The sequence below is a fragment of the Curtobacterium aurantiacum genome (genome assembly GCF_018598555.1).
GTDB classification, from domain to species: Bacteria; Actinomycetota; Actinomycetes; order Actinomycetales; family Microbacteriaceae; genus Curtobacterium; species Curtobacterium aurantiacum.
The window spans coordinates 18,798-44,154 of record NZ_JAHEWN010000007.1; the positions used below are offsets into that span (position 1 = coordinate 18,798).

Here is a 25,357-nt window from a genome sequence, read left to right on the forward strand (position 1 = left end):
AACCTACGCGCCGGGGGCTGTCGAGGTGCCGAGTCCTCCACAGGACGCGCTGCGGAGCGCGGGGTCCACAGGACGCCGCTCCCCCCGTTCCGACACGGGCGCATCGGACGACACTTGCGGCATGCCTCGCTCCGATGCCGCTCCTCCTCTCGCCGCCGACCCCGAGCTCACCGACCCCGTGCTCATCGACCCCCGCCGGACCTGGCGGGTCCTCGACGACCGCCGGCTCCCCGCGCTCGAGCCCTTCGCCGCCGATGTGCGTCGGTACGGACCCGTGACGGTGCGCGAGACGGTGTGGGACGCCGAGGACCGGGTGCTCGCGGCCGAGGGGGTCGTGCTCACACGGTCGTCCGACGGCACCTGGAGCATCGACCGGGGCCCGGACTCGGACGGTCCGGAACCTCTGGCGGGCGAGCCCGACACTCCCCCGCGGGTGGCCGTCGAGGTGTTCCTGCGTGGCCGTGCGCTCCGGACGGTCCTGGTCCGGGACACCACCACGAGCCTCGTGACGCTCCGTGGCGGGGACGGACGGGTCCGGGCCGAGATCGCGGACGTCCGCGTGGACGACGGCGACCCGGACACCACCGTCCTGCGGTCGGCCCGGTGGTGGGCCCTGACGGTCGACGGCCGCGAAAGCGCCACAGCACGAGCGGCCGAACGAGCGCTGCACGATGCGGCGACCGACCCGGTGGACGTCCCATCGGTCGCGCTCCCCCGCGGGCCCGAGCCCGCCCCGGAACGACGCGGTGGTCGAGCGAAGCGTCCCCGGTCGGACACGGCGGCCGGGTTCGTGCTGCGGGTGCTCGACGCGCTGCGGAACGACCTCGTCGCAGTGGAGCCCCGGGTCCGGATCGACGAGCACGAGGCCGTCCACGACCTGCGGAAGGTGGTGCGCCGCCTGCGGAGCGTGCTCGCCGCGTTCCGGGGTGCACTCGACCGCCAGGCGACCGAATCCCTGCGGGCGTCCCTCGCCGAGATCGGCCGGACGGCGGGGACGGCACGCGACGCCGAGGTGCTGCACGCGGGGCTGCCCCGTTCGGCGGCACGGGCACCCGCCGGCTACGTCGACGCCGAGACCCTGCACCGCGTCGACTCGGAGACCGCCGAACGCCGCAGCACCACTGCGGCGGAACTCCGGCGCGCCCTGGACTCCGAGGCGTGGTTCCGGACCCTCGACGCCCTCGACGACCTGCTGCTGCGGGCCCCGGCCGGGCCGCACGGTGACGAGGACGCGACGGTGTTCACCACGAGGCGGATCCGGCACGAACGGGCACGGGTCGGTCGGCAGCTGGGTGATGCCGACGACGACCTCGAGACCCTGCACGAGATCCGGAAGGCCGCTCGCCGGTTGCGGTACGCGTTGCAGGCCGCGGGCGACCTGCCCGACGTCGGGAAGCGCCGGCTCGGTCGGCTGCGGCGGGTCCAGGAGACGCTGGGCGAGACGCTCGACGCCGCACACGCCGCCGACGCGTACCGACGGTCGGCTGCGGTGGCGGCGCAGGACGGCGTGGACACGTTCGGGTACGGAGCGCTGGCGACGGCCGAGCACGCCGCCCTCGGACAGGGCATCCAGCGGTCGTGGAGGGTGCTCGCGCGGCTCTGATGTTGAACGGGACTGGTTCCTGAACGGAGTGCTCGCGATCGCGCGGCCCTCTTTACAACGATGTACCAGCACGGGAGCATGGAGCCATGAGCACGCTCGACGGCACCGTGGCCGCACCTGACTCCGCTTCCGCCCCCGGCCTCCCCCTCGCATCGCGGCAGGACGGCACGTACCCCCGGCCGCAGATGCTCCGCACCGCGTGGGCGGACCTCGACGGCACGTGGTCGTTCCGGAACGACGGTGACGACGAGGCCTGGCGCACCGGGTTCCCGGACGCCCGCGACATCGTCGTCCCGTTCCCGCCGGAGTCACCCGCCTCGGGCATCGACGAGCCCGGCTTCCACCCCGTGGTCTGGTACTCCCGCGCGATCACCCGCTCCGAGCTCGACGCCGCCGGGTTCGGCGACGGCGCACCCCGGATCGTCCTCCACTTCGGCGCCGTCGACCACCGCGCCCGGGTCTGGATCGACGGGCAGTTCGTCGGCGCGCACGAGGGCGGCCACACCCCGTTCTCCTTCGACGTCACCGAGGCACTGGCCACCGACCCCGAGGCCGTCCACACGCTGGTGGTCCGTGCCGAGGACGACCCGCACGACCTCACCCAGCCGCGCGGCAAGCAGGACTGGCACGAGGACGCCCACGCCATCTGGTACCGCCGCACCACCGGGATCTGGCAGACGGTCTGGCTCGAGGCCGTGCCGACCGCCTCGATCGAGTCCCTGCGCTGGACGAACGTCGACCACGCGACCATGCGCCTGACCGTCCGGCTCGGCGGACACCGAACCGGCGGCGAGCGCGTGCGCGTCGACGCCCGCTGGGACGACCGCGACGAACACCTCGCGACGGTCGAGGCCACGCTCGGCGCGACCGGGGACGAGTTCGACGTGGTCGTGCCGATCGCCCGGCAGACCAACGGGCAGGCCGAGGACGAGCTGCACTGGACCCCCGACGCGCCGCGGCTGATCGACGCCACGGTCACGCTGCTGCCCCGTGCGGACAGCGACACGGCACCCGACGCGGACCCGATCGACGCGGTCGCGAGCTACTTCGGGCTCCGGACCGTCGGGGTGGACGGCGGCGCGTTCCTGCTCAACGGCCGACGCCACCCCGTCCGCAGCGTCCTGAACCAGGGCTACTGGCCCGAGTCGCACATCGCAGCCCCGTCACGCCAGGCCCTGCGCCGCGAGGTCGAACTCATCAAGGAGCTCGGGTTCAACGCGGCCCGCAACCACCAGAAGATCGAGGACCCGCGGTTCCTGTACTGGGCGGACCGCCTCGGGCTGCTCGTCTGGGGCGAGGCTCCCGGGGCTTACGCGTTCTCGCCGCGAGCCGTGCAGCGTCTGATGCGCGAGTGGATGGACGCCGTCGAACGCGATGCCTCGCACCCCTCGATCGTCACCTGGGTCCCCGCCAACGAGAGCTGGGGCGTGCAGCACATCGCCACCGACCCGGCGCAGCAGGCCTACGCCCGGGCCCTCGCCGACGTCACGCGGGCGCTGGACCCGACGCGGCCGGTGATCTCGAACGACGGGTGGGAGCACACGAACTCCGACATCGTCACGATCCACGACTACGAGGGCAACGGCCCGCGGCTCGCAGCCACCTACGCGGACGACACCGCACGGACCCGGCTGCTCGGGGGGATCGGCCCGGCGGACCGCCGCATCCTGGTCGGGGGTGCCGAGGACCTCGGCCAGCCGGTCATGCTCACCGAGTTCGGCGGTGTGAACTACCAGCCGGGCGTCCAGCGCGAGGACGGCTGGGGCTACACCTCGGCCAGTGACGGCGACGACTGGGTCACCCGCATCACCGCGCTGTACGACGCGATCCGTGCGAGCTCGTTCCTCGCCGGGTCCTGCTACACGCAACTCACCGACACCATGCAGGAGACGAACGGCCTGCTCAACGCGGACCGGTCGCCGAAGGTGCCGATCGAGCAGATCCGTCGCGCGGTCACGGGGCGCTAGCCGGGAGGCCCGCACTTCGTGAGCAGGAATGGTCGGGTCCGTGAGACGGATCCGACCATTGCTGCTCTCGAAGCACACGGGTCGGCTCGCGACGGGCGGGAGGTGGCCCGCGATGCGAGGCACGGCCTGTGGTCTGGGAGGATCGGCGGGTGACGAGCGTGGCGGAAGCGAGCCGAGCCTCCAGGCGGGGGTTCCGGAGCCTGCTGACCGGACGGCACAGCGCGTGGACGGCGCCGCTGTTGATCTGGGGCGCCTCGCGGGTGGTCAGCACCGTGCTGCTGGCGACGATGTACGTGCTGGCGACGGTGAGCGACTGGCCGTTCGCGTCACACCGGCAGGACCCGTCCTTCTTCACGTTCTCGGGCTCGTGGGACGCGTCGTTCTACCGGATCATCGCCGAGCACGGGTACCCCACCACGCTGCCGGTCGACGAGACCGGCCACGTGCTGCCGAATGCCTGGGCGTTCCTGCCGGTGTTCCCCGCGGTCGTGCGGGTCGTGATGACGCTGACCGGCGCGTCGTTCTGGGTCGCCGGGGTCGTGGTGGCGTTGATCGCCGGGGCCGGGGCCTGCGTGCTGCTGTACCGGCTGGTGGTCGCCGTCGGCTGCTCGCACCGGGCTCGTTGGGCGACCGCCCTGTTCGCGTTCGCGCCGACGGGGTTCCTGCTGCAGGTCGCCTACGCCGAGAGCCTGCTGCTCGTGCTGCTGTTCGGCGCGCTGCTCGCCCTCGTCCGGCGACGGTACTGGCTGATCGCGCCGCTCGGTGTCGTGGCGGCGTTCACGAAGCCGGGGGTCCTCGCGTTGGCGCTGGCACTGGCCGTGCACCTGGTCGTTCGGTGGGTCGGAGCGCGCCGGTCTGGGCAGGCTGCCGAGGTGTTCCCGTGGCGCGACCGTGCCGTGATCGTCGTGTCCGGACTCGTCGTCGCGGCCGCGGGTCTGGCGTGGCCCGTGATCGCGACGGCCGTCACCGGCCGACCGAACGCGTACCTGGACACGGAGCTGTCGTGGTGGGTGGGGTTCGTCGGCCGACAGCACTTCGCGCCGCTGACGCCGTGGTTCACGATGGCGTCGACGTGGCTCGGGCCGCTCGGCATCGTGCTCGTCGTGGTGGTGCTCGGCGGGGCGGTGTGGTTCTTCTCGCGCAGGAACACGCGGGCCTTGGGCGCCGACGTCCTCGCGTTCACGGCGTCGTACGCGCTGTACCTGGTGGCGGTGTTCCTGCCGCAGCAGTCGTTGCCACGATTGCTCATGCCGATGGCGCCGTTGCTCGGGTCGGACGTGTTCGTCGGGACACGGCGCCGGGCGGTCACGTGGCTGGTCGTCGGCGTGTGCCTGCAGCCGGTCGCGATCGTGCTGCTGTGGTTCCTCGGCTACCCGTGAGCGGCGGGGCGCGGCGCGGGCTGGTCTGCAAGACACCGGTGTTCGCCGGTTGAACACGCGCAGACCGCGGTGCGACGTGCGAACACCGGTGTCTTGCGGGCGCGACGGGCGCTACGCGTCGAAGGTGTGGAACCAGGCCGATCCGCCGGGGTGCTGCACCGTGATCATCTCGTCGAGGTCGCGGTACGGCCCGTCCTGGTTGTGGCTCGCCGACTTGATGCGGATGGTGCCGTCGGGCTCGGTGAAGACCTCGGACACGATGGTGGTGTGGTCCGGTGAGCCGTTGGCGTTCCAGTCGAAGAACACGATGTCGCCGACCTTGACCTTGTCGCGCTCGTCCGACGAACGCCGGGTGAGCCCGAACTCCGCCGCATTGTCCTCGAGCCACGGGTCCATCGTCGGGCAGTAGGTCCAGGTCGCACTGTGCTCGGCACCGGCCGACCGGTTGTACCAGTCCGGCCGCTGCTGCCACCCGCGCGCGATGAGCGTCTGGTTGACGTAGTTCGCGCAGTCGCCGCCGATCGGGTTCATCGTGCCGTACTCGGCGAGGTTGTAGTCCTTCCAGTACCGCATCGCGTAGGCGAGCTGCCGGTCGACGTCGGTCAGTGCGGCGTAGGCCAGGGTGGTCGAGGCGACCGCGCTGCCCGCAGCGGGCGTCGCGGCGGCGGTCGGGGTCGGCGTGGTCGTCGCGGTGTCCTGGGTGGCGCCGCTCTGCCCGTCGTTCGCGGCGCTGCCGTTGCCGTCAGAGGACTGGTTCGCCGACGCGGTGGGCTCGATCACCGAGGTGAAGAGCGCGACGTCGGCGTCACCGGCCGTGTACATCGCCTGGTGCGGGGCCGTGAAGGTCACCTTCGACGCGGTCGCCGTGACGTCGCGCGCAGCAACACCGCCGACGGTGACGCCCTTGACGGCGGCGAGTCCGGTCCCCGTCACGGTGATCGTGACGCCACCGGCGAGCGGGACCTGCGCCGGAGTGACGGCCTTCGCGACGGGCTTCGCCGTCGGGGTGGACGATGCGTCCCCACCCCCGGAGCTCCCACGCCCGCCGCCCGAGCCCTTGCCCGAGTCGCCGCCCTTGTCGCTGCCGGAAGAGCACGCCGCGACGGCGAGCCCGATCCCGGCGACGCCGGCGAGGGACAGGAGTGCGCGGCGGTTCATCGAGGCAGTCATGACACGACCAGCGTAAGCGACACCTCCGTCGTTCCGACACGGCATGATCGTCTTCGGGGGCGAGCGTCCTCCGTGTCCCAGCGGACCCGTTCGGAAGGAACACACATGCCCGAGAGCCACGACTTCTTCGTCGCCACCGACCCCGAGACCGCCCGTGCCCAGGTGCGTGAGGCGCTGTCACGCGAGGGCTACACCGTCGACGACGCCGAGCAGGGGGCACTCCGTGCGACCCGCGGCAGCCTCGGCCTGACGCTCCTCATCGGCGGCATGGCGAACGACCGCACGTTCCACACCCGCCTGGACGTGCAGATCATGATCGCCCCGGACGGCCGCACGGTCGCCCGACTGCTGCGCGGCTCGGGCAAGTCCGCGATCAAGGGCGGGGCACTCGGCATCTCGCGCGGCAACCGCGCCTTCGAGCAGGCCGCGAACGCGATCCACACCACGTTCGCGCAGTCCGGCGTGCTGACGGAGAGCATCGCGGGCTGACGCTCCGACAGGGAGCGGGTCCGACGGGACCCGCTGACGGACGGGAGGCCCGGTGCCAGCTGGCACCGGGCCTCCCGTCCGTCAGGGGGTCACGCAGTCAGATCACGTGCACGAGACGTTGCGGTCGATGGTCCCGGACCCGTAGGGCACCTCGACCTGGACCATGGCGATCGTGCCGCCGGGCAGCGGCGTGCTCGAGCAGGCCTTCCGCGCCTTGGTGACGGTGCTCCTGCCGAGCGCGATCCAGTTCGAGCGGCCGTACAGCGCGCTGTTCGCCTTGACCGTGCCGGCGATGGTCTTCCACTGCGAGCCGGTCGAGTAGATGCCGATCCGCTTCACACCGGCGGTCTTGAGCCCGACGATCATGCCCTGCATCGCGGCGCGGTTCTGCGCGGTGTCGCGCTGGTACGACAGGCCCGTCTCGACGTCGAGCCACCAGCGGTAGGCGGACGGGTTCGCGACACCGCGGCTTTGGACGTCGTCGTACCCGCGGGCGTATCCGTACATGAACGAGCACGCCAGGGTGACCTGCTTCTTCCCGCCCTTGGTCACGCACTTGCCGAACGGGTTCGTGGGGACGGTGCCCTGGTACCGGTTCGACGTCGGCCAGACCGACGCCTTGAGACCGGGGTTGGCGAAGAGCACGTAGAGCTGGGTCTTCGGCTGGGCCGAAGCCCCGACGGACTTCGATGCCCAGTCGAGCTGTTCGGCGAGGCACGGGTTCGTGGTGTTGCCGAGGGAACCGTTGACGCCGACGATGCCGAACGCCTGGTCGGTCGGCACCTGGCTGCCACACTGCGGCCAGGAGATGTCGACGCCGAGCGGCGTGACCGCTGCCGAGGCGGTCGACGAGGGGCCGGCGACCGCGATGCCGGCGGCCACCACCACCGTGGTCGCGATGGTCGCGACGAGACGACTGATACGGAACATGCTCTCCCCCTGGTCGGGCCCCGCGGGCCGGCGGCGCCCCTGCGGCGCACGGGGAGTCTAGGGCGATGCGTTGGACAACACACCACCCCGATCCGTGAACTGTGTCGAACGATCTACCCCGCTCGGCCTGTGGAGGAGTGTCTCGCAGCACAGCCTCGGAACGACAGAACGGCCCGGAACCTGTCGGTTCCGGGCCGTTCTCGTGCTGACTACCTGGTGGAGCTAAGGGGATTCGAACCCCTGACCTTCTCATTGCGAACGAGACGCGCTACCAACTGCGCCATAGCCCCAAGTGCTCGACCACACTAGCACCCTCGTTCGGCCCAGCCGAAATCGCCGGTGGGCCGTCGGGCGTGCCGCGGGTCAGACAGCGCGGCGCCGTCGCATGATCGCGTCGAGGTCGGCCTGCTCGTAGGCGTCGTCGTCGAGGACACCCATGCCAGCCCACTTGCTCGGCGGCCCGGCGGGCTCGGCGGCGGGAGCAGGAGCGGCGGGAGCAGGAGCACCAGGAGCAACGCCGGCCGGCGCCGCGGGCGCCCGCAGCCCGAGCCGCTCGGCCAGACGCCCCTGGTCGTGCGCCGACAGCGACGCCGCGGCCTCTTCGAGCTCGGGCCGCATCCGCGACACCCGTGCCAACGACGGGTCGGACTCCCCCGCGCGGATCGCCGCAGCTTCGGCCTCGGCTTCCGCCTTTGCCGCGGCGACGCGCTCCTTCAGTCGGGCGGCGAGCTCGGCGGACGACTCGGGCGACGCGGCCGGAGCGGCCGGCCGCTCCACGTAGAGGGGCTTCGGCACGTGGTTCGGGGTCCACGAGCGGTCCGCAACGGGCGCAGCGGGTTGCTCGGTCGACAGGGGCGGGGCCGGGTCCGTCCAGGCGGTGGCCGGCCGGGAGGCGCGGGTCGCGCCCGTCTCGCCGGCCGCGAGACGCTGCTTCCGCGCCGTCGCCACCTGGTGCAGCTGGGCCAGGACCGCTGCGGACCCACCGGCGGCGACGAGCCCGGCGACACCGATGAGCCAGAGCGACGGTGCCGCAACGACGACCACGAGGGCCACGACGATGCCGAGCGTGCCGAGCAGGGTCGCCCCGAGCCGGGAGCGGCGCATGCGCATCGCGGTCAGTGCGGGCACGGCGGACGCCCGCTCGAGGACCGGTGCTTGCTCGGCCAGCCGGCGGGTGATCTCACGCTGCCGCGCTGCTTCGTGGGCACGGACGATGGCGGTGCGCTTGGCCTCTTCGGACCGGGCGACGCGCTGCGCCTGCGCCAGGGACTTCGCGTTCATCTCGATGCGGACCTCGTCCGGCAGCTCGGCGGTCTGCGCGAGGATCCGGAGGGTCTGCTGCAGCCGGATGGCGTTCCGCTCGGTGGCCAGGTACTGGCGGCGGGCGGCCCACGACGGCATCAGGTAGACGAGCCAGAGGACGGCCGCGACGAGCAGGACGATGCCGCCACCCCACGAGCCGATTCCTGCCATGCGAACACGGTAGGGGCGGCGGTTCCCGCGCCGCGTCATTGCCGGACGCGTGTTGCGCGTGTCGGGCGGAATCTGCCGAAGGTGAGCCGCGCCTCCAGGCCCGTCAGGTGCGGTCCGTCAGATGCGGGGCGTCGTGTCCAGCGGCATCGCGGCCTCGTCGCGTGCGGCGGGCGGCACGGCTCCCACGCCGGGAGGCACCTGCCCCCGGACCCAGCGCTCGAGGACGCCCCCGCGGACCTCTTCCGCCACCAGCGCGAAGCAGAAGTGGTCGCGCCAGTCCCCGTTGATGTGGATGTAGCGGCGACGGAGGCCCTCGTACCGGAAGCCCAGCTTCTCGACGACGCGCAGGCTCGGTGCGTTCTCCGGACGGATGCAGATCTCGATCCGGTGCACGCCGAGCGACCGGAAGCAGTGGTCGACGGCGAGGGCGACCGAGATCGGCGTCACGTTGTGGCCGGCGGCGTCCTCGACGACCCAGTATCCGATCGACGCGCTCGCGAGCGAGCCGTACGAGATGCCGGAGACGTTGAGCTGACCGACGAAGCGGCCGTCGAGCTCCATCGCGAAGGGGAGTCCGAGTCCCGCGCGGGCGTTGGCCTGGAGCGCGCGGATGCTGCCCCGGACGTCGGTGGAGACGTGGCCGGAGGGGTTCGTGGCCTCCCACGTGCGGAGCCAAGAACGGTTGGTCGCGAGCGCCGCGTCGAGGTCACGGGTGTCGCGGAGCCGGAGGGGCCGGATGGTGACCCGCCCGTGGGACAGGGTCGGGATCGTCGTCATCGCTGGGTTCCTCCGGGGTCCCGCCCCGGTGCGGGACGGGGTGTCCCGCTCGGGTCCGTGATCACCGGACCCGAGCGGGATGGCCGACTATTCGCCCGCGTTGAACTCCTTCAGCCACGACTTGAGGTCGGGGCCGAGGTCATCGCGGTCCGAGGCGAGCTGCACGATCGCCTTGATGTAGTCGAGTTTGTCACCGGTGTCGTACCGGCGTCCACGGAACACGACGCCGTACACGCCGCCGGTCCACTCCTCGGCGCTCGCCATCTTCATGAGCGCGTCGGTCAGCTGGATCTCGCCGCCCTTGCCCGGCTCCTGCTTCTCGAGGACGTCGAAGACCTCGGGGCGGATGACGTAGCGGCCGATGATGGCCAGGTTCGAGGGCGCCTCGCCCTGCGGGGGCTTCTCGACGAGCCCGGTGATCTTCACCACGTCGTCGGTGTCGGTCGGCTCGACCGTGGCGATGCCGTACAGGTGGGTCTGCGACTCGGGCACCTCGAGCAGGGCGACGATGGTCGCGTTCTTCTCGCCCTGGACCTCGATCATGCGCTGCAGCAGCGGGTCACGGGCGTCGATGATGTCGTCACCGAGGAGCACGGCGAACGGCTCGCGGCCGACGTGCATCTTCGCGCGGAGCACCGCGTGGCCGAGGCCGAGCGGGTCACCCTGCCGCACGTAGTGCATGTCGGCGAGGTCCGTCGACTGGTTCACCTTCTGAAGCTTCTCGTGGTCACCCTTCTTGCGGAGGGTCTCCTCGAGCTCCGACACGTGGTCGAAGTGGTTCTCGAGCGCGTTCTTGTTGCGCCCGGTGATCATCAGCACGTCGGTGAGTCCTGCGCCGACAGCCTCTTCCACCACGTACTGGATGGCCGGCTTGTCGACGACGGGGAGCATCTCCTTCGGCATCGCCTTGGTAGCGGGGAGGAAGCGGGTACCCAACCCTGCGGCCGGGATCACCGCCTTCGAAATCTGGAAGCCCATGCTCAGACCGTATCCGATCCCCCTTTCGAGGGCATGTCGTCGCTACTGGGGACACGACATCGACGCGGGTTCCCGGCGGGAAGCCGCAACGGGAGCGCTCGGTAGACTCCTCGGCATGATCGCCGATCTCGGGAACGAGAAGCGCGCCCTGCGAGCCGAACTCCGGCAGCGGCGGCGCACCCGGACCACGACCGAACGCGACGCGGACACCGAGACCCTGACCGCGACCCTGCAGCGCTTCGTCGAGGAGCGCCAGGTGACGTCCATCGCCCTCTACCTCTCCGCACCGGACGAGCCGAACGTCCGGCCGTTCCTGAACTGGGCCCTCGAGCAGGGCATCCGTGTGCTGCTGCCGGTCACCCGCGAGGACGGCCTGCTCGACTGGGCCGTCGGCGACGGCGAGAGCGAGACCGAGAGCCTGCTCGGCCTGCCGGAGGTCGTCGGCGAGGTCCTCTCCCCGCTCGCGATCAACGACGTCGACGCGATCCTGGCCCCGGCGGCGGCGGTCGGACACGACGGCGTCCGCATGGGCTGGGGGCGCGGCTACTACGACAAGACCCTCGGGTCCATGGCGAACCGCCCGCCCGTCTATGCTGTGATCTTCGACGCGGAGTACCTCGACGAGGTCCCGCGCGAACCCCACGACGAACCCGTCGACGGCATCATCACGCCGTCGCGCATCATCACGTTCCGGAGCTGACGTGCCCACCTACTCGTACCGTTGCACCGAGTGCGACAACGCGTTCGACATCAAGCAGTCGTTCTCCGACGCCACCCTGACCGAGTGCCCGGTGTGCGGCGGTGTCCTCCGCAAGGTGTTCTCCCCCGTCGGCGTGACCTTCAACGGCGGCGGCTTCTACCGCACCGACTCCCGCCCGGCCCCGAAGTCCGAAGGGTCGTCGAGCACCTCCGCGAAGTCCGAGCCGAAGAAGTCCGAGCCGACCAAGAAGGCCGAGTCGAAGCCCAGCACGTCGAAGCCCGCGTCCTGACGAGGACTGCGCTCCCCGGATAGGTTGGGCCGGTCGCCACTCGGCGGCCGTCCTCGACCCGGAAGGAGACCCTCGCATGAAGGGCTTCAAGGAGTTCCTGCTCCGCGGCAACGTCATCGACCTGGCCGTCGCAGTCGTCATCGGTGCGGCGTTCACCGCGATCGTCACCACGATCGTCAACGCCCTGATCAACCCGCTCATCGGTGCCGTGTTCAACGCCTCGAGCCTGGACAAGGCACTCATCGTGCACATCCCGACGATCTCCGGCGGTGACGCGAAGCTCATGTTCGGCGCGATCATCGGTGCCGTCATCAACTTCGTCATCGTCGCCGCGGTCGTGTACTTCGCGCTCGTGGTGCCGGTCAACCACCTGAAGAAGGCCGCGTTCGAGCGCGTCAAGAACGACGAGCAGCAGACCCCGCAGGACGTCCCCCCGACCGACGTCGAGGTGCTGCTCGAGATCCGCGACCTGCTCCGCCCGCAGAACGGCGGCGCCGGGAGCACGGGGGCGCACATCGCCCCGTCGAACGCTCCCGAGGGGCCCGGCATCGGCGGCTCGACGAAGCTCTAGCTCCGGGACCCGCCGCAAGACACCGGTGTTCGCGCTCTGCACACCCGCAAACCGCGGTGCGCAGTGGGAACACCGGTGTTTTGCGTCGCGAGCGGGCGGGCCTGCGTCAGGCGGCGGGGACCGCGCGGCGCTTCGCGAACATCGCGACGGCGTACTGGGCGCCGGCGAGCACGTGCCCCGCGGTGCCGAGGTACACGAACACCAGGGCCACGACCCGGACCCACGGCGCGTTCTCGTCGACGGTGTGCACCGCGGAGAACAGCAGCACCGGCAGCCCGACGAACAGCAGGGCCGAGCGGATCTTGCCCGTCCACGTGACGTCGAGGTCCGGGTTGCCGTGGAACAGCACACTCGACAGGACGACGAGCACCAGGTCGACGAGCACGACGACGGCCACCACCCACCAGGGCAGCAGGCCGACGAGCACCAGGGACAGCACGATCGCGATGATCGCCAGGCGGTCGGCGACGGGGTCGATGGCCTTGCCGAGCTTCGAGCCCTGGTCGAACTTCCGGGCGATGAAGCCGTCCGCCCAGTCGCTCACGCCGATCACGACGAGGGCGACGAGCGCCCACCCCGGGTGGCCGGCGACGACGAGGCCGATGAACACCGGGATCAGCACGAGGCGGAACAGCGTGATCAGGTTCGGCCAGGTCTGCCAGTCGGGGCGCTGCCGCGCGGTGTCAGTCATCACGGGCCAGGCTACCGGTTACCAGTGCGGGGGGACGTCGCGCCGGAGCTGGTCGTCGTTCTCGCCGTCGCGGTGCCGGGCCGGTTCCGGCGGCGGCGCCGGGTCGTAGCCGTCCACCGGCTGGGTGGTGACGCGTCTGCGGCGCCGCACCGGGCCTCCCGGCTGGTCCGCCGTCTCGCCTCCGTCAGCGGCGGGGCGGACGGGAGGCGCGGCTGACGACACGTCGTCGGCCCGCGTCCACGTGCCCACCAGCTGGTCCGTCTCCGGCGTCACCGGACCGGCGGGCCGCGAGGCCCGGCGGCTCATCGGCGTGCGGGGATCGGGGGGATCGAGATCTCCTGCGTCGCGCCGCGGTCGACACCGAGCACGGCGGCGACGGTGTCGGCCACGCGGTCCGGGTCGGAGAACAGCTGGAACGCGTGCACGCGGACGTAGTGCCAACCGAGTCGACGGAGCACCTCGGGACGCAGGCGCAGGGACTCGCGCAGCGACCCCTTCACCAGCGACGCATCGGTCTCGATCGTGACGCACACCCCACCGTGCGCGGCGACGAGGCCGAGCTTGCCGCGGTGGCCGAGCGCGACCGGGATGCCGCGCATCTCGAGGCGCCGGGCCAGGTCGACGAGCAGCGGGTCGGAGTCGTCCGGCACGTACTCGGCGGTGGTACGGGCGCGGACCTCGGCCAGGATCTCGGCGAGGGCGACGGTGCCGTGGCCCATGCGCTCGGCCTCGATGTCCGAGGGCTGGAAGCACGTGACGATGACCATCGAACGACGGGCCCGGGTCATCGCGACCGCCAGCAGCCGCTCGCCACCGGGCTTGCCGAGCGGACCGAAGTCGCGCAGCACGCGGCCGTGCGGGGTGCGGCCGTAGCCGATGGAGAACACGACGCGGTCGCGGCTCTGCGCCACCGACTGCTCGAGCGTCGCCACGATGAACGGCTCGGCGCGGTCGCCGATGACGAACTCGGTGAGGTCCTTGTGCCCCTGGGCGGCGGTCAGCACGGCCTGCTCGACCCGCACGGCGTGCTTCGCCGACGCGGTGATGACCATGAGCGACTCGGTCGGACGGGTGCGGGCGTGGTCGATGACGAGCCGGACCACGCGGTCCACCTCGGCGTCGACGCTCTCGACGGCACCGGACTCGGGGTCGGGCACGGCCTTGCCGTCGCTGACGTAGTCGAGCGCGATCGACCCGTGGCCGAGGAACGAGCCGGCCCAGGGCAGGGACTCGATCTTGCCGCCGTAGAAGCGACGGTTCACGAGCTCGGCGAGGTCCTCGCCGCCGGCACGGTACGACCGCGACAGGGACAGGGTCGGCAGCAGGGTGGAGAGCTTCGCCAGTGCCGAGTCGGCGTGGAACGCGTCGAGCGTGCCCTCGTCGACCTGCAGGGCACGGTGCTCGGGGTCCACGGCGATGCGGAACGGCGACGGCGTCTGGGTCACCGGGTCGCCGAACACGACGGTCTGGCGGGCACGGCGGACGGCACCGACGGTCTCCGCGATCGTCACGGCACCGGCGTCGACCAGGATCACGGTGTCGAAGGGCATGGTGTCGGCGATCTGCGGCACCTCGTACGGACTGGCGAGCCAGACGGGTGCGATCGACCGGGACAGGTGCGGTGCGGAGTCCTGCAGCAGACGCGAGGTGATCGCGCCGTCGCGGAGCTGGGTCTTGAGCGCCGTCGCTTCTTCGGGCCAGTCGACGAGACCGACCTTCCAGTTCTCGGCGAGCTGCCACGCAAGGCCCTGGGAGACCCCGGCCGCGTGGGCGTCGTCGACGAGTCGGAAGTCGGCCTCGACCCGGTCGAGCATGTCGGTGTTCGCACCGAGCAGGGCCCGGTCGGACTCGAGCATGGTCTCGAGGGCGGACTGCCACCAGGCGAGCTCGAGCTCGGCCGGCACCTGGACGTCCGGAACGTGCCGGTTCGCCAGGTCGGTGATGAGCGGCTCGAGCTGCAGGTCGCGCAGGGTCTGCATGAGCTCGGTGCGCTCCTGCAGGTTGTGCAGGACGTCGGACTCGGCGGCGAGCTCGGCGATGGTCGGGACGAGCTGGTCGATCGGGGTGTTCGCGAGCTGGCGGTCGCGCTCCGTGCGGCCCAGCGGCTCGTCGAGGCGCGCGAGGTCCTCGGCGACGTTCGAGAACAGCACCTGGACGTCGGCGATGCCGGTGGGCACCTCGGGGTTCACGCCGGCGGCGACGTAGCGCTGCCAGAGCACGCGCTGCTGCTGCACGCGGGTCAGGGCCTCGTGCAGGTCGGACACGTGCACGCCCGGACGGACGTACTCACGGGCGAGCTTCTTAAGCCGGCGGCGGTTCGTCGACGACATCGGTGCGCCCTCGCCGCGGGGGGCGGTGGCGGCCACGAGCTCGGACACCGAGCGGTCGAAGACCACCGGCAGGAAGCGGTCGAGCGTGTCCCGGATCTCGGTGAGCAGGCGCAGGTAGATGCCGAGCTCGTTGATCGTCGTGAACTGGCGCATGTGCGTCGAGTTCACCAGGTCGTGGGCGCGGCGGAGCAGGGTCGGCAGGCCGTCGGCGTCGAGGTCCTTCGCGATGCGGTGGGCACGCTGGGCACCGTCGCTCGCTCCGAACTTCGCGCCGTACCAGGGCGAGTCGTCGGGGCCGTAGCGGAACTCACCGAGGTTCGCGGCGCTGACCATGGTCTCGGCGACGCGCGAGCGACCCTCGACCATCGAGGCGACGGACTGCTTCGACAGGCGCGCGGTCGTCGAGGGGGCGACGGGCAGCAGCGACAGCCGGGACAGCTCCACCAGGCAGTCGAGCACCGAGACGCCGAAGTCCGGGTCCTTGCGGGTGAGCGAGCCGCGGTAGTCCTTCAGCACCTTGCGCAGCCGGACCAGGGCGTCGTCGACCTCGCGGAGGTTCGGACGAACGGCCTTCTCGTTGCGGGCGATGGCGCGGACGACGTCACGACGCAGGGTCGACGGCGTGACCGCGACCCCGGGCAGCTGGACCTCACCGAAGCGGGCGGCGATGCCCCGAAGGGTGGCGCGGCGCGGGCTCACGACGAGCACGCGCTTGTTCGCCGCCACCAGTCCGCCGAGGGCGTTCACGATGGTCTGCGTGCCACCGGTGCCCGGCAGGGTCTTCACGACGATGGAGTTGCCGGCCGTGATCTGCGCGATCACGTTCTCCTGCTCGTCGTCGGCGTCGAGCAGCAGCGTGTCGGTCTCGGGGCTGCGCTCGTCCGACGGGGTCTGCTCGACCGGGTGGTAGGACTGCTCGACCTGCCACTTCGCGCTCGGGTTGCCGGCCAGTGCGTCGAGCACGGGGTGGGACAGGTCGCCGGTGTCCTCGACCATGCCGGTCGCGACCTCGGCGAAGGTGGACACCACGAGCCGGGCGTGCACGGAGAAGCCGGGGATGTGCGCGGTCAGGCCACGCAGGCGGTCGATGACGGGGTTCGGCGTGAACGAGCCGTCCTGCTGTGCGAGGGCCACGAAGGACTGCGCGTCGAGGATCACCCCGAACTGCTCGTGCAGCGCGTCGGCGAGGCCCGGGTTGAGCACCGGTTCGCCGAGCAGCCGCACCTCGAAGTCGCGTCCGTGCCGGCGGATCGCCAGGGGTCGCAGGAGCACCGGGCCGCGGAACTGCTCGTCGCCGTGCTTCCAGTCGGCCATGCCGATGCCGAGCTTCACGGCGTCGATGCCGCGCACCGTGGCGAGCTCGGTGCCCTTCGCCTCGACGTGTCCGGCGGCGACGCGGGCGGCACGGAGCGCCACCTCGTCGCGGATCAGGCTGGACAGCAGCGTCGTCTTGCCGGTGATGAACTGCGCGAGACCGCCCGGGTGGGTGGTCGAGAGCTCGATGCGTGCGCGCGGGTGGTCGCTGAAGTGCGTGAGCGGGCTCGTGCCGCCGACCCCGGTCAGCTGGGTGCGCCAGCCGTCCCACGTCGGTTCGGCCGCGTTGCCGGCCTGCAGTCGCGGGTCGCCGAGGCTGATCGCCTGCGGGCTCGTCATCTGCAGCTCCGGGCGGAGCGTGCGGTCCGGCTCGTCGTCGGTCCGTTCCTGGTCCACGTCCTGCTGCTCGTCTCGATCGTCATCGGGGCGCACGCGGGCACCCTCGACGGGGACGTCGTCGTTCACGTCGTCCTCACCGTCGGTCACCCTGTCCGCTCGCCACACATCCGACACTGTAGGCGGAACCGGACGGCCTCTCTGGCAATGAACCGAGGTTTCGGGGTTTCCGCACGGACCCGACCGCCGTCCGGCCCGACGTGCGCCGCCGTCCGACCAGCCGTGCGGCGCGTCCGATCAGACGTTCGTCCCGTCCGGTGTGGTACCAACGGGGCATGGCCATCGACGACCGCACCGCTCCGTCCGCCCCCACGCCGAACCGGCGTCGATCGGTCCCCGCCGAGATCTCGCGCTCCTGGCTGCTGGTCTCCGGCACGGCGACCGACCGGTTCGAGAAGTCACAGCGGTCCCGCGCCGACCAGATCATCCTGGACATCGAGGACGCCGTCGACCCGGCCGCGAAGCCCTCGGCTCGGCAGGGCGTCGCCGCCTGGCTCGCCGGTGGCGGTGAGGCCTGGGTGCGCATCAACGACGTCACGACGGACTTCTGGGCCGACGACGTCGAGGAGCTCCGCGGCCTGCCCGGGCTGCAGGGCGTCATGCTCGCGAAGACCGAGTCCCCGGCGCAGGTCACCGACACGTGGCACCGGCTCGGTGGGCAGACGCCCGTGATCGCCCTGGTCGAGTCGGCACTCGGCATCGAGGAGTCGGTCTCGATCGCGAGGGCCCAGGGTGCGTTCCGCCTGGCGTTCGGCTCGGGCGACTACCGGCGCGACACCGGCACGAGCGCCGACACCCTCGCGATGGCGTACCCGCGGTCGAAGCTGGTGGTCGCATCGCGCGTCGGCGGCCTGCCCGGTCCGATCGACGGCCCCACGGTCGGGTCGTCGCACCCGATCCTCCGCGAGCAGTCGCAGGTGGCCGTGTCGCTCGGTCTGACCGGCAAGCTCTGCCTCGACACCGAGCAGCTCCCCGTCATCAACGAGGTCATCTCCCCCACGCCGACCGACGTCGCCTGGGCGCAGGACTTCCTCGACGACTTCGAGGCCCGAGGCCGGGTCATCCGCGACGGATCCGACCTGCCGCGACTCGGTCGGGCGCAGAAGATCCAGCGCCTCGCACAGGCGTTCGGGGTCGAGGCGCGGTAGGACTGCACGCATGACCTGGTCCAACGTCCCCGGCCCTCCGCCGCAGTCCTCCTCCGGTTCCACGGACGCACAGCGCGCCGCGTGGGAGCGCGGCGGCACCACGTTGTTCCCGCCGGCGAAGCTCGCCGACCGGATCTCGACGGTGCTGCTCCTGGTGTTCGGTGCCGTCATGACCGCGATCACGACGGTCGTCGGCATCATCGCGGTCGCCTCGGCCACGGCGGAGTGCGACGCCTCGTCGGGCTGCACGCCCGGCGGGTACTTCGGTGGCGCCGCCATCGCGGTCGGCGGTGCCTTCGTCATCGGGGTCGCGACGATCGTGCTGTCGATCGGTGCGTGGATCCGCCGGAAGCCGTCGTGGTGGATCGCCGCGATCGGCTTCGTGCTCGCGATCGTCGTCATCGCCTGGGGCGGCGTCGTGTTCGCGAACGCCGTCGACGACGGTTCCGCCGCGTCGTCGGTGTCAGCCAGCGCCTGACCGGCGCGCACCGGCACCACGCTTCGGACAGGACACGCGTCGATCGACGCGTGTCCTGTCCGAGAACGTGTGTGCGTTCCGGCCTGGAGGCGCGGGGCGGGGCCGCCACGGGCCTCCAGTCCGCCGGTCGGTCACCGCCACGGCGTCGTCACCTGGGCGTGCGGGCGCATGCCCGGCGCATGCTGGGCCGATGAAGCAACGAGTCATCGGAGACGTGTCCGTCAGTGCCGTCGGTCTGGGCGGGATGCCCATGTCGATCGAGGGCCGACCGGACGAACGTCAGGCCATCGCCACCATCCACGCAGCGCTCGAGAACGGTGTCACGCTCATCGACACCGCCGACGCCTACCACCTGGGCGGGCACGACGAGGTGGGGCACAACGAGGAGCTCATCGCGCGGGCCGTCCGGGAGTTCCACGACGACACCTCGGACGTCCTCATCGCGACGAAGGGCGGACACCTGCGTCCCGAAGCCGGCAACTGGGCGCAGAACGGGCACCCGGAGTACCTCAAGGAGGCCGCGAAGGCCTCGGCGAAGCGGCTCGGCGTCGAGACCATCGGGCTCTACCAGTTCCACCGTCCGGACCCGGCGGTCCCGTACGCCGAGTCGATCGGGGCACTCGCCGAGCTGCTCGACGAGGGCGTCATCCGGATGGCGGGCATCTCGAACGCCGACCCGGACCAGATCCGCACCGCGAACGAGGTGCTCGGCGGCCGCCTGGCCTCGGTGCAGAACCAGTACTCGCCGAAGTTCCGGTCGAGCGAGCCGGAACTCGAGCTGTGCGACGAGCTCGGCATCGCCTTCCTGCCGTGGAGCCCCCTCGGCGGCATCGGGAGCGCGGCCGACCTCGGCACCGCGTTCGAGGACTTCGCGTACATCGCCCGCGACCGTGGTGTCACCCCGCAGGTCATCGCGCTGGCGTGGGAGCTGCAGAAGAGCGACGTCGTCGTGCCGATCCCCGGGGCGTCCCGCCCGCAGTCGATCCTGAACTCGCTCACGGCACCGACCGTGCGCCTGCGTCCGGAGGACGTCGCGCGGCTCGACGCGTCCCAGCCCGCGGCCGTCTGACCAGGCCCCGGCAGACACGACGCCCCGCCGCTCCTGTGGAGGAGGGACGGGGCGTCGTCGTGTGCCGTGCGGTTCCGGCGTCGCTCAGCTCTTGGCGGGGCAGACCGCCGAGACCTGGTCGAGCGTGGTCTGCACCTCGGTCTGGGCCGTCTTGACCTCGGCCGAGTCCTCGGCCGCACCGGAGCGGATGGCGGAGCTGTAGCCCTTCGCCGCGCCGGAGAAGTCCTCGAACGTGTCGTGCACCTGATCGTTCGAGACCTTGGTCAGCGCCGAGTCGATGCGCTGGACGAACTCCTCGATGAGCGCCGCGCGGGCCTTCGGTTCGGCCGGGGCCGAGTTCGAACCCTGCTCCTTGAGGAACGACGCGAGTTCGTTCTCGAGCAGGGAGCAGGCTTCCTGCTTGCTCTGTGCGGGTGCTGCCGCGGCGGTCTTCGACGCCGAGGGTGCGCTGGACGACCCCGAGTCGCCGCCGGACGATCCGCCGTCGGACGAGCCGCCCGAGCAGCCGGCGAGCAGCGTGAGCGCGAGGCCGGCGGTGGCCAGTGCGGTGAGTGTGCGGCGCATCAGGAGTTGCACTCCTTCTGGAAGGCGTTGCCGGCGTCCTGCACCTTGGTGCTGGACTTCGTCAGGGCCGAGACGTCGGCCGACTGCGGGTCGTTCGCGATGTCCTCGATGTCGTCGACCAGGTCGCCGTAGGCTTCCTCGAAGGCCTCGCCCTTGGTCTTCAGGTCGTCGTCCGACAGGTCGTCGACGCCGTCGGAGATCTTCTCGTCGAGCTCCTTGAGCTTCGTGACGGCCGCGTCCGGGTCGGACTGCAGGTTGGCGGCCTCGGACTGGACGCCCTGGGCTGCGGACTTGACGGTCTTCTCGAACTGCGTGCACTGGTCGGCCTTGGACGGCCCGGTGGAGCAGCCGGCGAGCAGCGTGAGCGCGAGGCCGGCGGTGGCCAGCGCGATGAGCTTCTTGGGCATGGTTGGGGGTCCCCCTCGATCTGTCCGCACTCCCCCGGATGAGGTGCAGATCCGTCATCGAGCGTACAGGGAAGATCCACAGGGAGACCGGCCGGGTCGTGGGCTCCCGATGACCAGCCCGCGGGACTCGGCGCGTACCGTCGAGGGCATGCGCGCCATCACGTTCGACGACACGTCCATGTCCGTCACCGACCTGCCCGACCCGGAACCCGGCACGGACGAGGTCCTGATCGAGGTCGCCGCGTCCGGTGTCAACAACGCGGACCTGCAGCAGCGCGCAGGGAACTACCCGCCGCCGCCCGGGGCCTCGGAGGTCCTGGGGCTCGAGGTCTCCGGCACGGTGCGGGCCGTCGGTGCAGGGGTCGCTTCCGTGGCCGTGGGCGACCGGGTGTGCGCGCTGCTCTCCGGTGGCGGGTACGCGTCACTCGTCGTCGCCCCGGTCGCCCAGGTGCTCCCGGTCCCCGACGGCGTCGGCCTCGTCGAGGCCGCCGGTCTGCCCGAGGCGGCCTGCACGGTGTACTCCAACATCGGCATGCTCGCCGGGCTCCGGCCCGGGCAGACACTCCTGGTGCACGGCGGCACGGGTGGCATGGGGTCGCACGCCGTGCTGTGGGCGAAGGCCCTCGGTGCGACGGTGATCGCGACGAGCGGCGGCGAACGCAAGGTCGCCGCGTCCCGTGACCTCGGTGCCGACCTGGTGATCGACCACCGCACGGAGGACTTCGTGGAGCACGTCCTGGCGTTCACCGACGGGGTCGGCGTCGACGTGGTGCTCGACGTCGTCGGGCCGTCCTACCTGGAGCGGAACCTGCGGGCACTCGCCCCGAACGGGCACATCGCGGTCATCGCCTCGGGCAGCGGCCGCACCGCCGAGCTCGACTTCGGGGTGCTGATGCGCAAGCGCGCGTCGATCAGCGGGACGACCCTGCGTGCACGGCCGCTCGCCGAGAAGGCCGCGATCGTCGCCGCCGTCCGAGAACACGTCTGGCCCTTCGTCGCCGACGGCAGCGTCCGCCCGGTCATCGACTCCGTGCTGCCGCTCACCGAGGTCGAGGAGGCCCACCGTCGCGTGCGCGACGGCGAGGTGGTCGGCAAGGTGCTGCTGACGCCCTAGGCGTGCACGCGGGCGAGGAACTCGACGAGCGCGGGGTGCTGCGGTCGGTCGAGGACGTCGGCGGGGGACCCCTGCTCGACGACCTCGCCGCGGTGCAGGAACACGATCCGGTCGGCGACGTTCCGCGCGAAGTGCATCTCGTGCGTCGTCATCAGGATCGTCGAACCCTGCCGCTTCAGCTCGGTGACCAGGTCGAGCACCTCGCCGACGAGCTGGGGGTCGAGCGCGCTCGTCACCTCGTCGAGCAGCAGGAGTTCCGGGTCGGACGCGATGGCCCGGACGATGGCGACGCGCTGCTGCTGGCCGCCGGACAGCCGGTCGGGGTACGCATCGGCGAACTCCGCCAGGCCGATCCGGTCGAGCAGCCGCCGCGCGGTCTCCTCGGCCTGCGCCCGGCCGATGCCGTGCACCTGACGGGAGGCGAGCGTGACGTTGTCGAGCACGCTCATGTGCGGGAACAGGTTGAACTGCTGGAACACCACGCCGATGCGCGCCCGGACCGCGTCGACGGCGATGCGGGGGTCGGCGATGTCCGTGCCCTGCAGCAGGATCTCCCCGTCGTCGATGCCCTCGAGCAGGTTGACCGTCTTGAGCAGCGTCGACTTGCCGGAGCCGGAGGCCCCGATGACGCAGATGACCTCGTGGCGGTGGACCGTCAGGTCGATGCCACGCAGGACCTCGTGCTCGCCGAAGGCCTTGCGCAACCCGCGCAGTTCGAGGACCGCGGCGTCCGTACCGGACGGACCACGGGCCTCCAGGCCGGCCTCGCTCATACGGTCCCTCCGATCTGCTCGCGCCGCTGCTGCCGACGCGCGATCGCGTCCGTGACGCGGATCAGCGGCAGGCTGATCACCACGAACAGCAGACCCGCGACGAAGTACGGCGTGAAGTTGTAGGTCTCCGCCTGGGCGATCTGGGCGGAACGCACGGCGTCGACGGCGCCGAGGATCGACACCAGGCCGACGTCCTTCTGCATCGACACGAAGTCGTTCATCAGGGCCGGGGTGACCTTGCGGATCGCCTGCGGCAGCACGACGAGCCGCAGGGTCTTGGCGTGCGAGAGCCCGAGCGACCGGGCGGCGAGCCGCTGCGAGGGGTGCACGGCCTCCATCCCGGCTCGCAGCACCTCGGCGATGTACGACGAGTAGGTCAGGGTGATCGCGATCGTGCCCCAGACCTCGGCGGGCAGGCGCGGGAACACCCCGAGGCCGGGGATGCCGTAGCCGACCAGGTACAGCACGATGATGAGCGGCAGACCGCGGAAGAGGTCCGTGTAGCCGGTCGCGAGCATCCGCAGCGGGAAGAACACCGGGTTGCGCAGGCCCCGGACGACCGCGAGCAACGTGCCGAACACGGCGACACCGATGGCGCTGAAGAACAGGATCCGGACGTTCAGCCACAGGCCCGACAGGATGTCCGGGAACGTGTCGATCGCGGTCTGCGGATCGAAGAACGACTGCTGCACCGCCGCCCAGCCGGGGGTGTTCACGACGCCGAAGTACACGACGGCGAGCACGACCAGGGTGGAGACGACCGACACCACGACGGAGCGACGGCCACGCTGACGACGGTAGAGCCGGCGTTCGAGCTCGACCTGACTCGGCGCGGGTGCGGCGACCGGGGTGCCGGCCCCTGCTGGCAGCGTCATCCGGTTACTTCAGGACCGGCGTGCCGGTCTCCGAGGAGAGCCACTTCGTCTGCAGCTCCTGAAGGGTGCCGTCGTCGTCGAGGGTCTTCAGGGCCTCGTCGACCTTGCTCGTGAGCTCCGAGTCCTTGGGCAGGACGAAGCCGAACTGGTCGCCCTCGCCGTCGTCGGGGAACTGCGCGGACACGGTGCCGTCGTCGACCTGTGCCGAGGCCATGTAGAACGCCGTCGGCAGGTCGGTGACGATCGCGTCGATCTGCCCGGACTTCAGCGCGAGCACGGCGTCGTCGTTGGAGTTGAACACCTGCGGGGTGACCCCGAGGACGTCCTTGACGCTCGCGATGCTCGTCGAACCGGTCGCGACGCCGATGGCGTCCTGCTTGAGCGCGGCGATCGTGGTGTCGCCGGCGGCCTCCGACCCGGACGTCGTCACGACCGCCTGGGTCGTCGTGTAGTAGGCGCTCGACATGTCGACGGCCTTCTTGCGCTTCGCGTCGATCGAGAACTGCTGGACGTTGAGGTCCCAGTCCTTCGGGCCCGGGGCGATGGCGCTGTCGAACGTGCTGCGCTTCCAGACGACGTCGGACTTGCCGTAGCCCATCTCCTTCGCGACGGCGTACGCGACGGCGGACTCGAAGCCCTTGCCGGACTCCGGCTCGTTGTCCTCGATCCAGGGCGAGTACGCCGGGTCCCCGGTGGCGATCGTGAGCTTGCCGTCGGTCACGGTGCCGTCGGCGTTGCTGCTGCCGCCGGCGGAGCAGGCCGACAGGGCGAGGGCGGCGACCGCGGCGGTGGCGACGGCGAAGGTGAAGCGGAGGGGACGGGTCACGGTCGGGCCTTCGTGCGAGGGGGGTGGGGGCAGGTCGAAGTGTACTTCGCGGTGGGATACCAATGCGACTCCGGGTGCCCCTGGTGACGCGGTCTCGTGTCACACACCAGTCGACGGGCCGGCGCCGGGCTGGTAATCTGGCGACGCGGGCTGAACCGGGCGCATGCTCGGCTGAGGTCTGAGATCAAGGGGCGTCCCAGCACGGGGCGCCCCCTTTCTGTTCTCCGGATGTTCCCGACGCCGTCACGGCCAGACGACGACGGCGTCGCGCCGCGCGTTCGTCACCTCGGTGCGCCAGACGGGACGGAGTTCGTCCCACATCGTCTCGTCACAGACGCTGCCGGTCTTCGCGCCGGGTGCCTGGAACCGTCGGAACCCCGCGTACGCGACCAGGTCGGCCGCCTGGACGAAGTAGGACGACGCCGAGTCACGAGGAACCGGATCCTCGACGAGCAGCGGCGCACTGACACGAGAACCCCCTGGCGCGAAACTGTGCCGACGGAAGCGCCGATGGATCGCGCGGACCGTCGCGTCGTCGCCCGCGTCGTGCACCAGGATGATCGACTTGCCGGTCTGCTCGGACCGGATCCGGAGACGCTGGAGCAGGTAGGTCCACGCTCGGTCCTCTGGCCGGTAGTCCATCGGCCGGGCTTCCTTGTCGATCACGACCGCGAAGACCCCGGACGCCACGACGGTCAGCGCACCGAGCGACCTCCGGAACACGTCCCGCCGCTGGCCGTCCCCGAGCCCGAGGTCGCGCAGGTCTCCTCGCCCACGCAGCAGCACGTTCGCTTTGAGCTCGTGACGCAGGAGGATGCCGTAGGTGTCCCGGATCTCGCGACGGACTCCCGTCAGCCAGTCGAGACGGTCGGTCCAGTCGCCGCCCGGGACGAGCACGCACCCCAGCGTGTAGGTACGAGTCGCGCCCGGAGAGGCAGCCGGATCACCCTTGTCTCCGGTCTCGTCCACGTACGCGAACTCGAAGGGCGCGTCGAGTGCAGCTCGGGTGAGGGCAGGGACACGACCGGACTCCATCCGGTCAACAT

Annotated in this window: 23 protein-coding genes, 1 tRNA gene and 1 pseudogene; 11 read left to right on the top strand and 14 right to left on the bottom strand. The window is 71.3% G+C overall.

Going from position 1 to position 25,357, the window contains the following annotated elements; genetic code table 11:
* Positions 1 to 121: 121 nt before the first annotated feature.
* The 3 genes from KK087_RS07935 (at position 122) to KK087_RS07945 (ending at position 4,949) form a co-directional block, all read left to right on the top strand.
* On the top strand, positions 122 to 1,603 hold the full coding sequence (locus tag KK087_RS07935; protein ID WP_214564773.1) for a CHAD domain-containing protein: 1,482 nt from the start codon (positions 122 to 124) through the stop codon (positions 1,601 to 1,603).
* Positions 1,604 to 1,689: 86 nt separating this feature from the next.
* Complete coding sequence (locus KK087_RS07940) at positions 1,690 to 3,570, top strand: glycoside hydrolase family 2 protein (protein ID WP_214564774.1); 1,881 nt, start codon at positions 1,690 to 1,692, stop codon at positions 3,568 to 3,570.
* A gap of 149 nt (positions 3,571 to 3,719) precedes the next feature.
* Entirely contained in the window at positions 3,720 to 4,949 is a 1,230-nt protein-coding gene (locus KK087_RS07945) for a putative hexosyltransferase (RefSeq protein ID WP_214564775.1), read from the top strand.
* 111 nt (positions 4,950 to 5,060) lie between these two features.
* On the opposite strand, the gene KK087_RS07950 is transcribed toward KK087_RS07945, so the two are convergent.
* Positions 5,061 to 6,119 carry an amidase domain-containing protein gene (locus tag KK087_RS07950; RefSeq protein WP_250900935.1) on the bottom strand — a complete coding sequence of 353 codons (1,059 nt, stop codon included), beginning with the start codon at positions 6,117 to 6,119 and terminating at the stop codon, positions 5,061 to 5,063.
* 105 nt (positions 6,120 to 6,224) lie between these two features.
* Here KK087_RS07950 and KK087_RS07955 point away from each other — a divergent pair, with 105 nt between their 5' ends.
* Positions 6,225 to 6,608: a response regulator gene (locus KK087_RS07955; protein ID WP_071405149.1), complete on the top strand. Its 384-nt coding sequence runs from the start codon at positions 6,225 to 6,227 to the stop codon at positions 6,606 to 6,608.
* Between the two features lie 102 nt (positions 6,609 to 6,710).
* Here KK087_RS07955 and KK087_RS07960 read toward each other — a convergent pair whose 3' ends face one another.
* The 5 genes from KK087_RS07960 to galU all read right to left on the bottom strand — a co-directional run bounded on the left by KK087_RS07960 (position 6,711) and on the right by galU (position 10,766).
* A complete protein-coding gene (locus tag KK087_RS07960) occupies positions 6,711 to 7,538 on the bottom strand; it encodes a glycoside hydrolase family 25 domain-containing protein (RefSeq protein ID WP_214564776.1) in 828 nt (275 codons plus the stop codon).
* Between the two features lie 214 nt (positions 7,539 to 7,752).
* Positions 7,753 to 7,828 (bottom strand) — tRNA-Ala (locus KK087_RS07965).
* A 73-nt stretch (positions 7,829 to 7,901) separates the two neighbouring features.
* Positions 7,902 to 9,011: a hypothetical protein gene (locus tag KK087_RS07970; RefSeq protein ID WP_214564777.1), complete on the bottom strand. Its 1,110-nt coding sequence runs from the start codon at positions 9,009 to 9,011 to the stop codon at positions 7,902 to 7,904.
* A gap of 117 nt (positions 9,012 to 9,128) precedes the next feature.
* Positions 9,129 to 9,788 (bottom strand): GNAT family N-acetyltransferase, encoded by a 660-nt coding sequence (locus tag KK087_RS07975; RefSeq protein ID WP_214544222.1) that lies wholly within the window; start codon positions 9,786 to 9,788, stop codon positions 9,129 to 9,131.
* Between the two features lie 87 nt (positions 9,789 to 9,875).
* Positions 9,876 to 10,766 carry a UTP--glucose-1-phosphate uridylyltransferase GalU gene (gene galU / locus KK087_RS07980; protein ID WP_027466560.1) on the bottom strand — a complete coding sequence of 297 codons (891 nt, stop codon included), beginning with the start codon at positions 10,764 to 10,766 and terminating at the stop codon, positions 9,876 to 9,878.
* Positions 10,767 to 10,881: 115 nt separating this feature from the next.
* Here galU and KK087_RS07985 point away from each other — a divergent pair, with 115 nt between their 5' ends.
* From KK087_RS07985 to mscL, 3 genes are all read left to right on the top strand, one after another.
* On the top strand, positions 10,882 to 11,466 hold the full coding sequence (locus KK087_RS07985; protein WP_214528683.1) for a 5-formyltetrahydrofolate cyclo-ligase: 585 nt from the start codon (positions 10,882 to 10,884) through the stop codon (positions 11,464 to 11,466).
* Position 11,467: 1 nt separating this feature from the next.
* On the top strand, positions 11,468 to 11,755 hold the full coding sequence (locus tag KK087_RS07990; RefSeq protein ID WP_214528684.1) for an FmdB family zinc ribbon protein: 288 nt from the start codon (positions 11,468 to 11,470) through the stop codon (positions 11,753 to 11,755).
* Between the two features lie 76 nt (positions 11,756 to 11,831).
* The gene (gene mscL / locus KK087_RS07995; RefSeq protein ID WP_214528685.1) at positions 11,832 to 12,326 is read left to right on the top strand and encodes a large conductance mechanosensitive channel protein MscL; all 495 of its coding nucleotides are present in this window, start codon (positions 11,832 to 11,834) and stop codon (positions 12,324 to 12,326) included.
* Between the two features lie 106 nt (positions 12,327 to 12,432).
* Here mscL and KK087_RS08000 read toward each other — a convergent pair whose 3' ends face one another.
* Both KK087_RS08000 and KK087_RS08005 read right to left on the bottom strand, forming a co-directional pair.
* A complete protein-coding gene (locus tag KK087_RS08000; RefSeq protein WP_051596961.1) occupies positions 12,433 to 13,017 on the bottom strand; it encodes a CDP-alcohol phosphatidyltransferase family protein in 585 nt (194 codons plus the stop codon).
* A gap of 302 nt (positions 13,018 to 13,319) precedes the next feature.
* The gene (locus tag KK087_RS08005) at positions 13,320 to 17,000 is read right to left on the bottom strand and encodes an AAA family ATPase (protein WP_250892775.1); all 3,681 of its coding nucleotides are present in this window, start codon (positions 16,998 to 17,000) and stop codon (positions 13,320 to 13,322) included.
* Positions 17,001 to 17,332: 332 nt separating this feature from the next.
* Between KK087_RS08005 and KK087_RS08010 the strand changes: the two genes are divergently transcribed.
* From KK087_RS08010 to KK087_RS08020, 3 genes and pseudogenes are all read left to right on the top strand, one after another.
* The gene (locus tag KK087_RS08010; protein WP_214544224.1) at positions 17,333 to 18,205 is read left to right on the top strand and encodes an HpcH/HpaI aldolase/citrate lyase family protein; all 873 of its coding nucleotides are present in this window, start codon (positions 17,333 to 17,335) and stop codon (positions 18,203 to 18,205) included.
* A pseudogene (locus KK087_RS08015) lies at positions 18,162 to 18,683 on the top strand (DUF6264 family protein); the annotation flags it as partial. The gene KK087_RS08010 and the pseudogene KK087_RS08015, both read left to right, overlap by 44 nt.
* A gap of 190 nt (positions 18,684 to 18,873) precedes the next feature.
* Complete coding sequence (locus tag KK087_RS08020) at positions 18,874 to 19,752, top strand: aldo/keto reductase (RefSeq protein ID WP_214544225.1); 879 nt, start codon at positions 18,874 to 18,876, stop codon at positions 19,750 to 19,752.
* Between the two features lie 84 nt (positions 19,753 to 19,836).
* On the opposite strand, the gene KK087_RS08025 is transcribed toward KK087_RS08020, so the two are convergent.
* Both KK087_RS08025 and KK087_RS08030 read right to left on the bottom strand, forming a co-directional pair.
* Positions 19,837 to 20,316 carry a hypothetical protein gene (locus KK087_RS08025; RefSeq protein WP_214564779.1) on the bottom strand — a complete coding sequence of 160 codons (480 nt, stop codon included), beginning with the start codon at positions 20,314 to 20,316 and terminating at the stop codon, positions 19,837 to 19,839.
* On the bottom strand, positions 20,316 to 20,723 hold the full coding sequence (locus KK087_RS08030) for a hypothetical protein (RefSeq protein ID WP_214528692.1): 408 nt from the start codon (positions 20,721 to 20,723) through the stop codon (positions 20,316 to 20,318). Before KK087_RS08030 ends, KK087_RS08025 begins: the two co-directional genes overlap by 1 nt.
* Positions 20,724 to 20,871: 148 nt before the next feature.
* On the opposite strand from KK087_RS08030, the gene KK087_RS08035 reads away from it, so the two are divergent.
* Positions 20,872 to 21,837 carry an NAD(P)H-quinone oxidoreductase gene (locus KK087_RS08035; RefSeq protein ID WP_214564780.1) on the top strand — a complete coding sequence of 322 codons (966 nt, stop codon included), beginning with the start codon at positions 20,872 to 20,874 and terminating at the stop codon, positions 21,835 to 21,837.
* Here KK087_RS08035 and KK087_RS08040 read toward each other — a convergent pair.
* From KK087_RS08040 to KK087_RS08055, 4 genes are all read right to left on the bottom strand, one after another.
* On the bottom strand, positions 21,834 to 22,610 hold the full coding sequence (locus KK087_RS08040) for an amino acid ABC transporter ATP-binding protein (RefSeq protein ID WP_214528694.1): 777 nt from the start codon (positions 22,608 to 22,610) through the stop codon (positions 21,834 to 21,836). The two genes, KK087_RS08035 and KK087_RS08040, sit on opposite strands and share 4 nt — an antisense overlap.
* Complete coding sequence (locus KK087_RS08045; RefSeq protein WP_214564781.1) at positions 22,607 to 23,485, bottom strand: amino acid ABC transporter permease; 879 nt, start codon at positions 23,483 to 23,485, stop codon at positions 22,607 to 22,609. Before KK087_RS08045 ends, KK087_RS08040 begins: the two co-directional genes overlap by 4 nt.
* Positions 23,486 to 23,489: 4 nt before the next feature.
* Positions 23,490 to 24,311: an ABC transporter substrate-binding protein gene (locus KK087_RS08050; protein WP_214544229.1), complete on the bottom strand. Its 822-nt coding sequence runs from the start codon at positions 24,309 to 24,311 to the stop codon at positions 23,490 to 23,492.
* Between the two features lie 243 nt (positions 24,312 to 24,554).
* Positions 24,555 to 25,346 (bottom strand): DUF3800 domain-containing protein, encoded by a 792-nt coding sequence (locus KK087_RS08055; RefSeq protein WP_214544230.1) that lies wholly within the window; start codon positions 25,344 to 25,346, stop codon positions 24,555 to 24,557.
* Between the last annotated feature and the right edge of the window lie 11 nt (positions 25,347 to 25,357).

Coding starts and splice junctions, on each gene's coding strand:
- KK087_RS08000 (WP_051596961.1), bottom strand. CDS start 13,017: ATGACTGACACCGCGCGGCAGCGCCCCGACTGGCAGACCTGGCCGAAC.
- KK087_RS07955 (WP_071405149.1), top strand. CDS start 6,225: ATGCCCGAGAGCCACGACTTCTTCGTCGCCACCGACCCCGAGACCGCC.
- galU (WP_027466560.1), bottom strand. CDS start 10,766: ATGGGCTTCCAGATTTCGAAGGCGGTGATCCCGGCCGCAGGGTTGGGT.
- KK087_RS08045 (WP_214564781.1), bottom strand. CDS start 23,485: ATGACGCTGCCAGCAGGGGCCGGCACCCCGGTCGCCGCACCCGCGCCG.
- KK087_RS07985 (WP_214528683.1), top strand. CDS start 10,882: ATGATCGCCGATCTCGGGAACGAGAAGCGCGCCCTGCGAGCCGAACTC.
- KK087_RS07960 (WP_214564776.1), bottom strand. CDS start 7,538: ATGTTCCGTATCAGTCGTCTCGTCGCGACCATCGCGACCACGGTGGTG.
- mscL (WP_214528685.1), top strand. CDS start 11,832: ATGAAGGGCTTCAAGGAGTTCCTGCTCCGCGGCAACGTCATCGACCTG.
- KK087_RS08035 (WP_214564780.1), top strand. CDS start 20,872: ATGCGCGCCATCACGTTCGACGACACGTCCATGTCCGTCACCGACCTG.
- KK087_RS07940 (WP_214564774.1), top strand. CDS start 1,690: ATGAGCACGCTCGACGGCACCGTGGCCGCACCTGACTCCGCTTCCGCC.
- KK087_RS08055 (WP_214544230.1), bottom strand. CDS start 25,346: ATGGAGTCCGGTCGTGTCCCTGCCCTCACCCGAGCTGCACTCGACGCG.
- KK087_RS08025 (WP_214564779.1), bottom strand. CDS start 20,316: ATGCGCCGCACACTCACCGCACTGGCCACCGCCGGCCTCGCGCTCACG.
- KK087_RS07975 (WP_214544222.1), bottom strand. CDS start 9,788: ATGACGACGATCCCGACCCTGTCCCACGGGCGGGTCACCATCCGGCCC.
- KK087_RS07950 (WP_250900935.1), bottom strand. CDS start 6,119: ATGACTGCCTCGATGAACCGCCGCGCACTCCTGTCCCTCGCCGGCGTC.
- KK087_RS08005 (WP_250892775.1), bottom strand. CDS start 17,000: ATGACGAGCCCGCAGGCGATCAGCCTCGGCGACCCGCGACTGCAGGCC.
- KK087_RS08020 (WP_214544225.1), top strand. CDS start 18,874: ATGAAGCAACGAGTCATCGGAGACGTGTCCGTCAGTGCCGTCGGTCTG.
- KK087_RS08030 (WP_214528692.1), bottom strand. CDS start 20,723: ATGCCCAAGAAGCTCATCGCGCTGGCCACCGCCGGCCTCGCGCTCACG.
- KK087_RS07935 (WP_214564773.1), top strand. CDS start 122: ATGCCTCGCTCCGATGCCGCTCCTCCTCTCGCCGCCGACCCCGAGCTC.
- KK087_RS08040 (WP_214528694.1), bottom strand. CDS start 22,610: ATGAGCGAGGCCGGCCTGGAGGCCCGTGGTCCGTCCGGTACGGACGCC.
- KK087_RS08010 (WP_214544224.1), top strand. CDS start 17,333: ATGGCCATCGACGACCGCACCGCTCCGTCCGCCCCCACGCCGAACCGG.
- KK087_RS07970 (WP_214564777.1), bottom strand. CDS start 9,011: ATGGCAGGAATCGGCTCGTGGGGTGGCGGCATCGTCCTGCTCGTCGCG.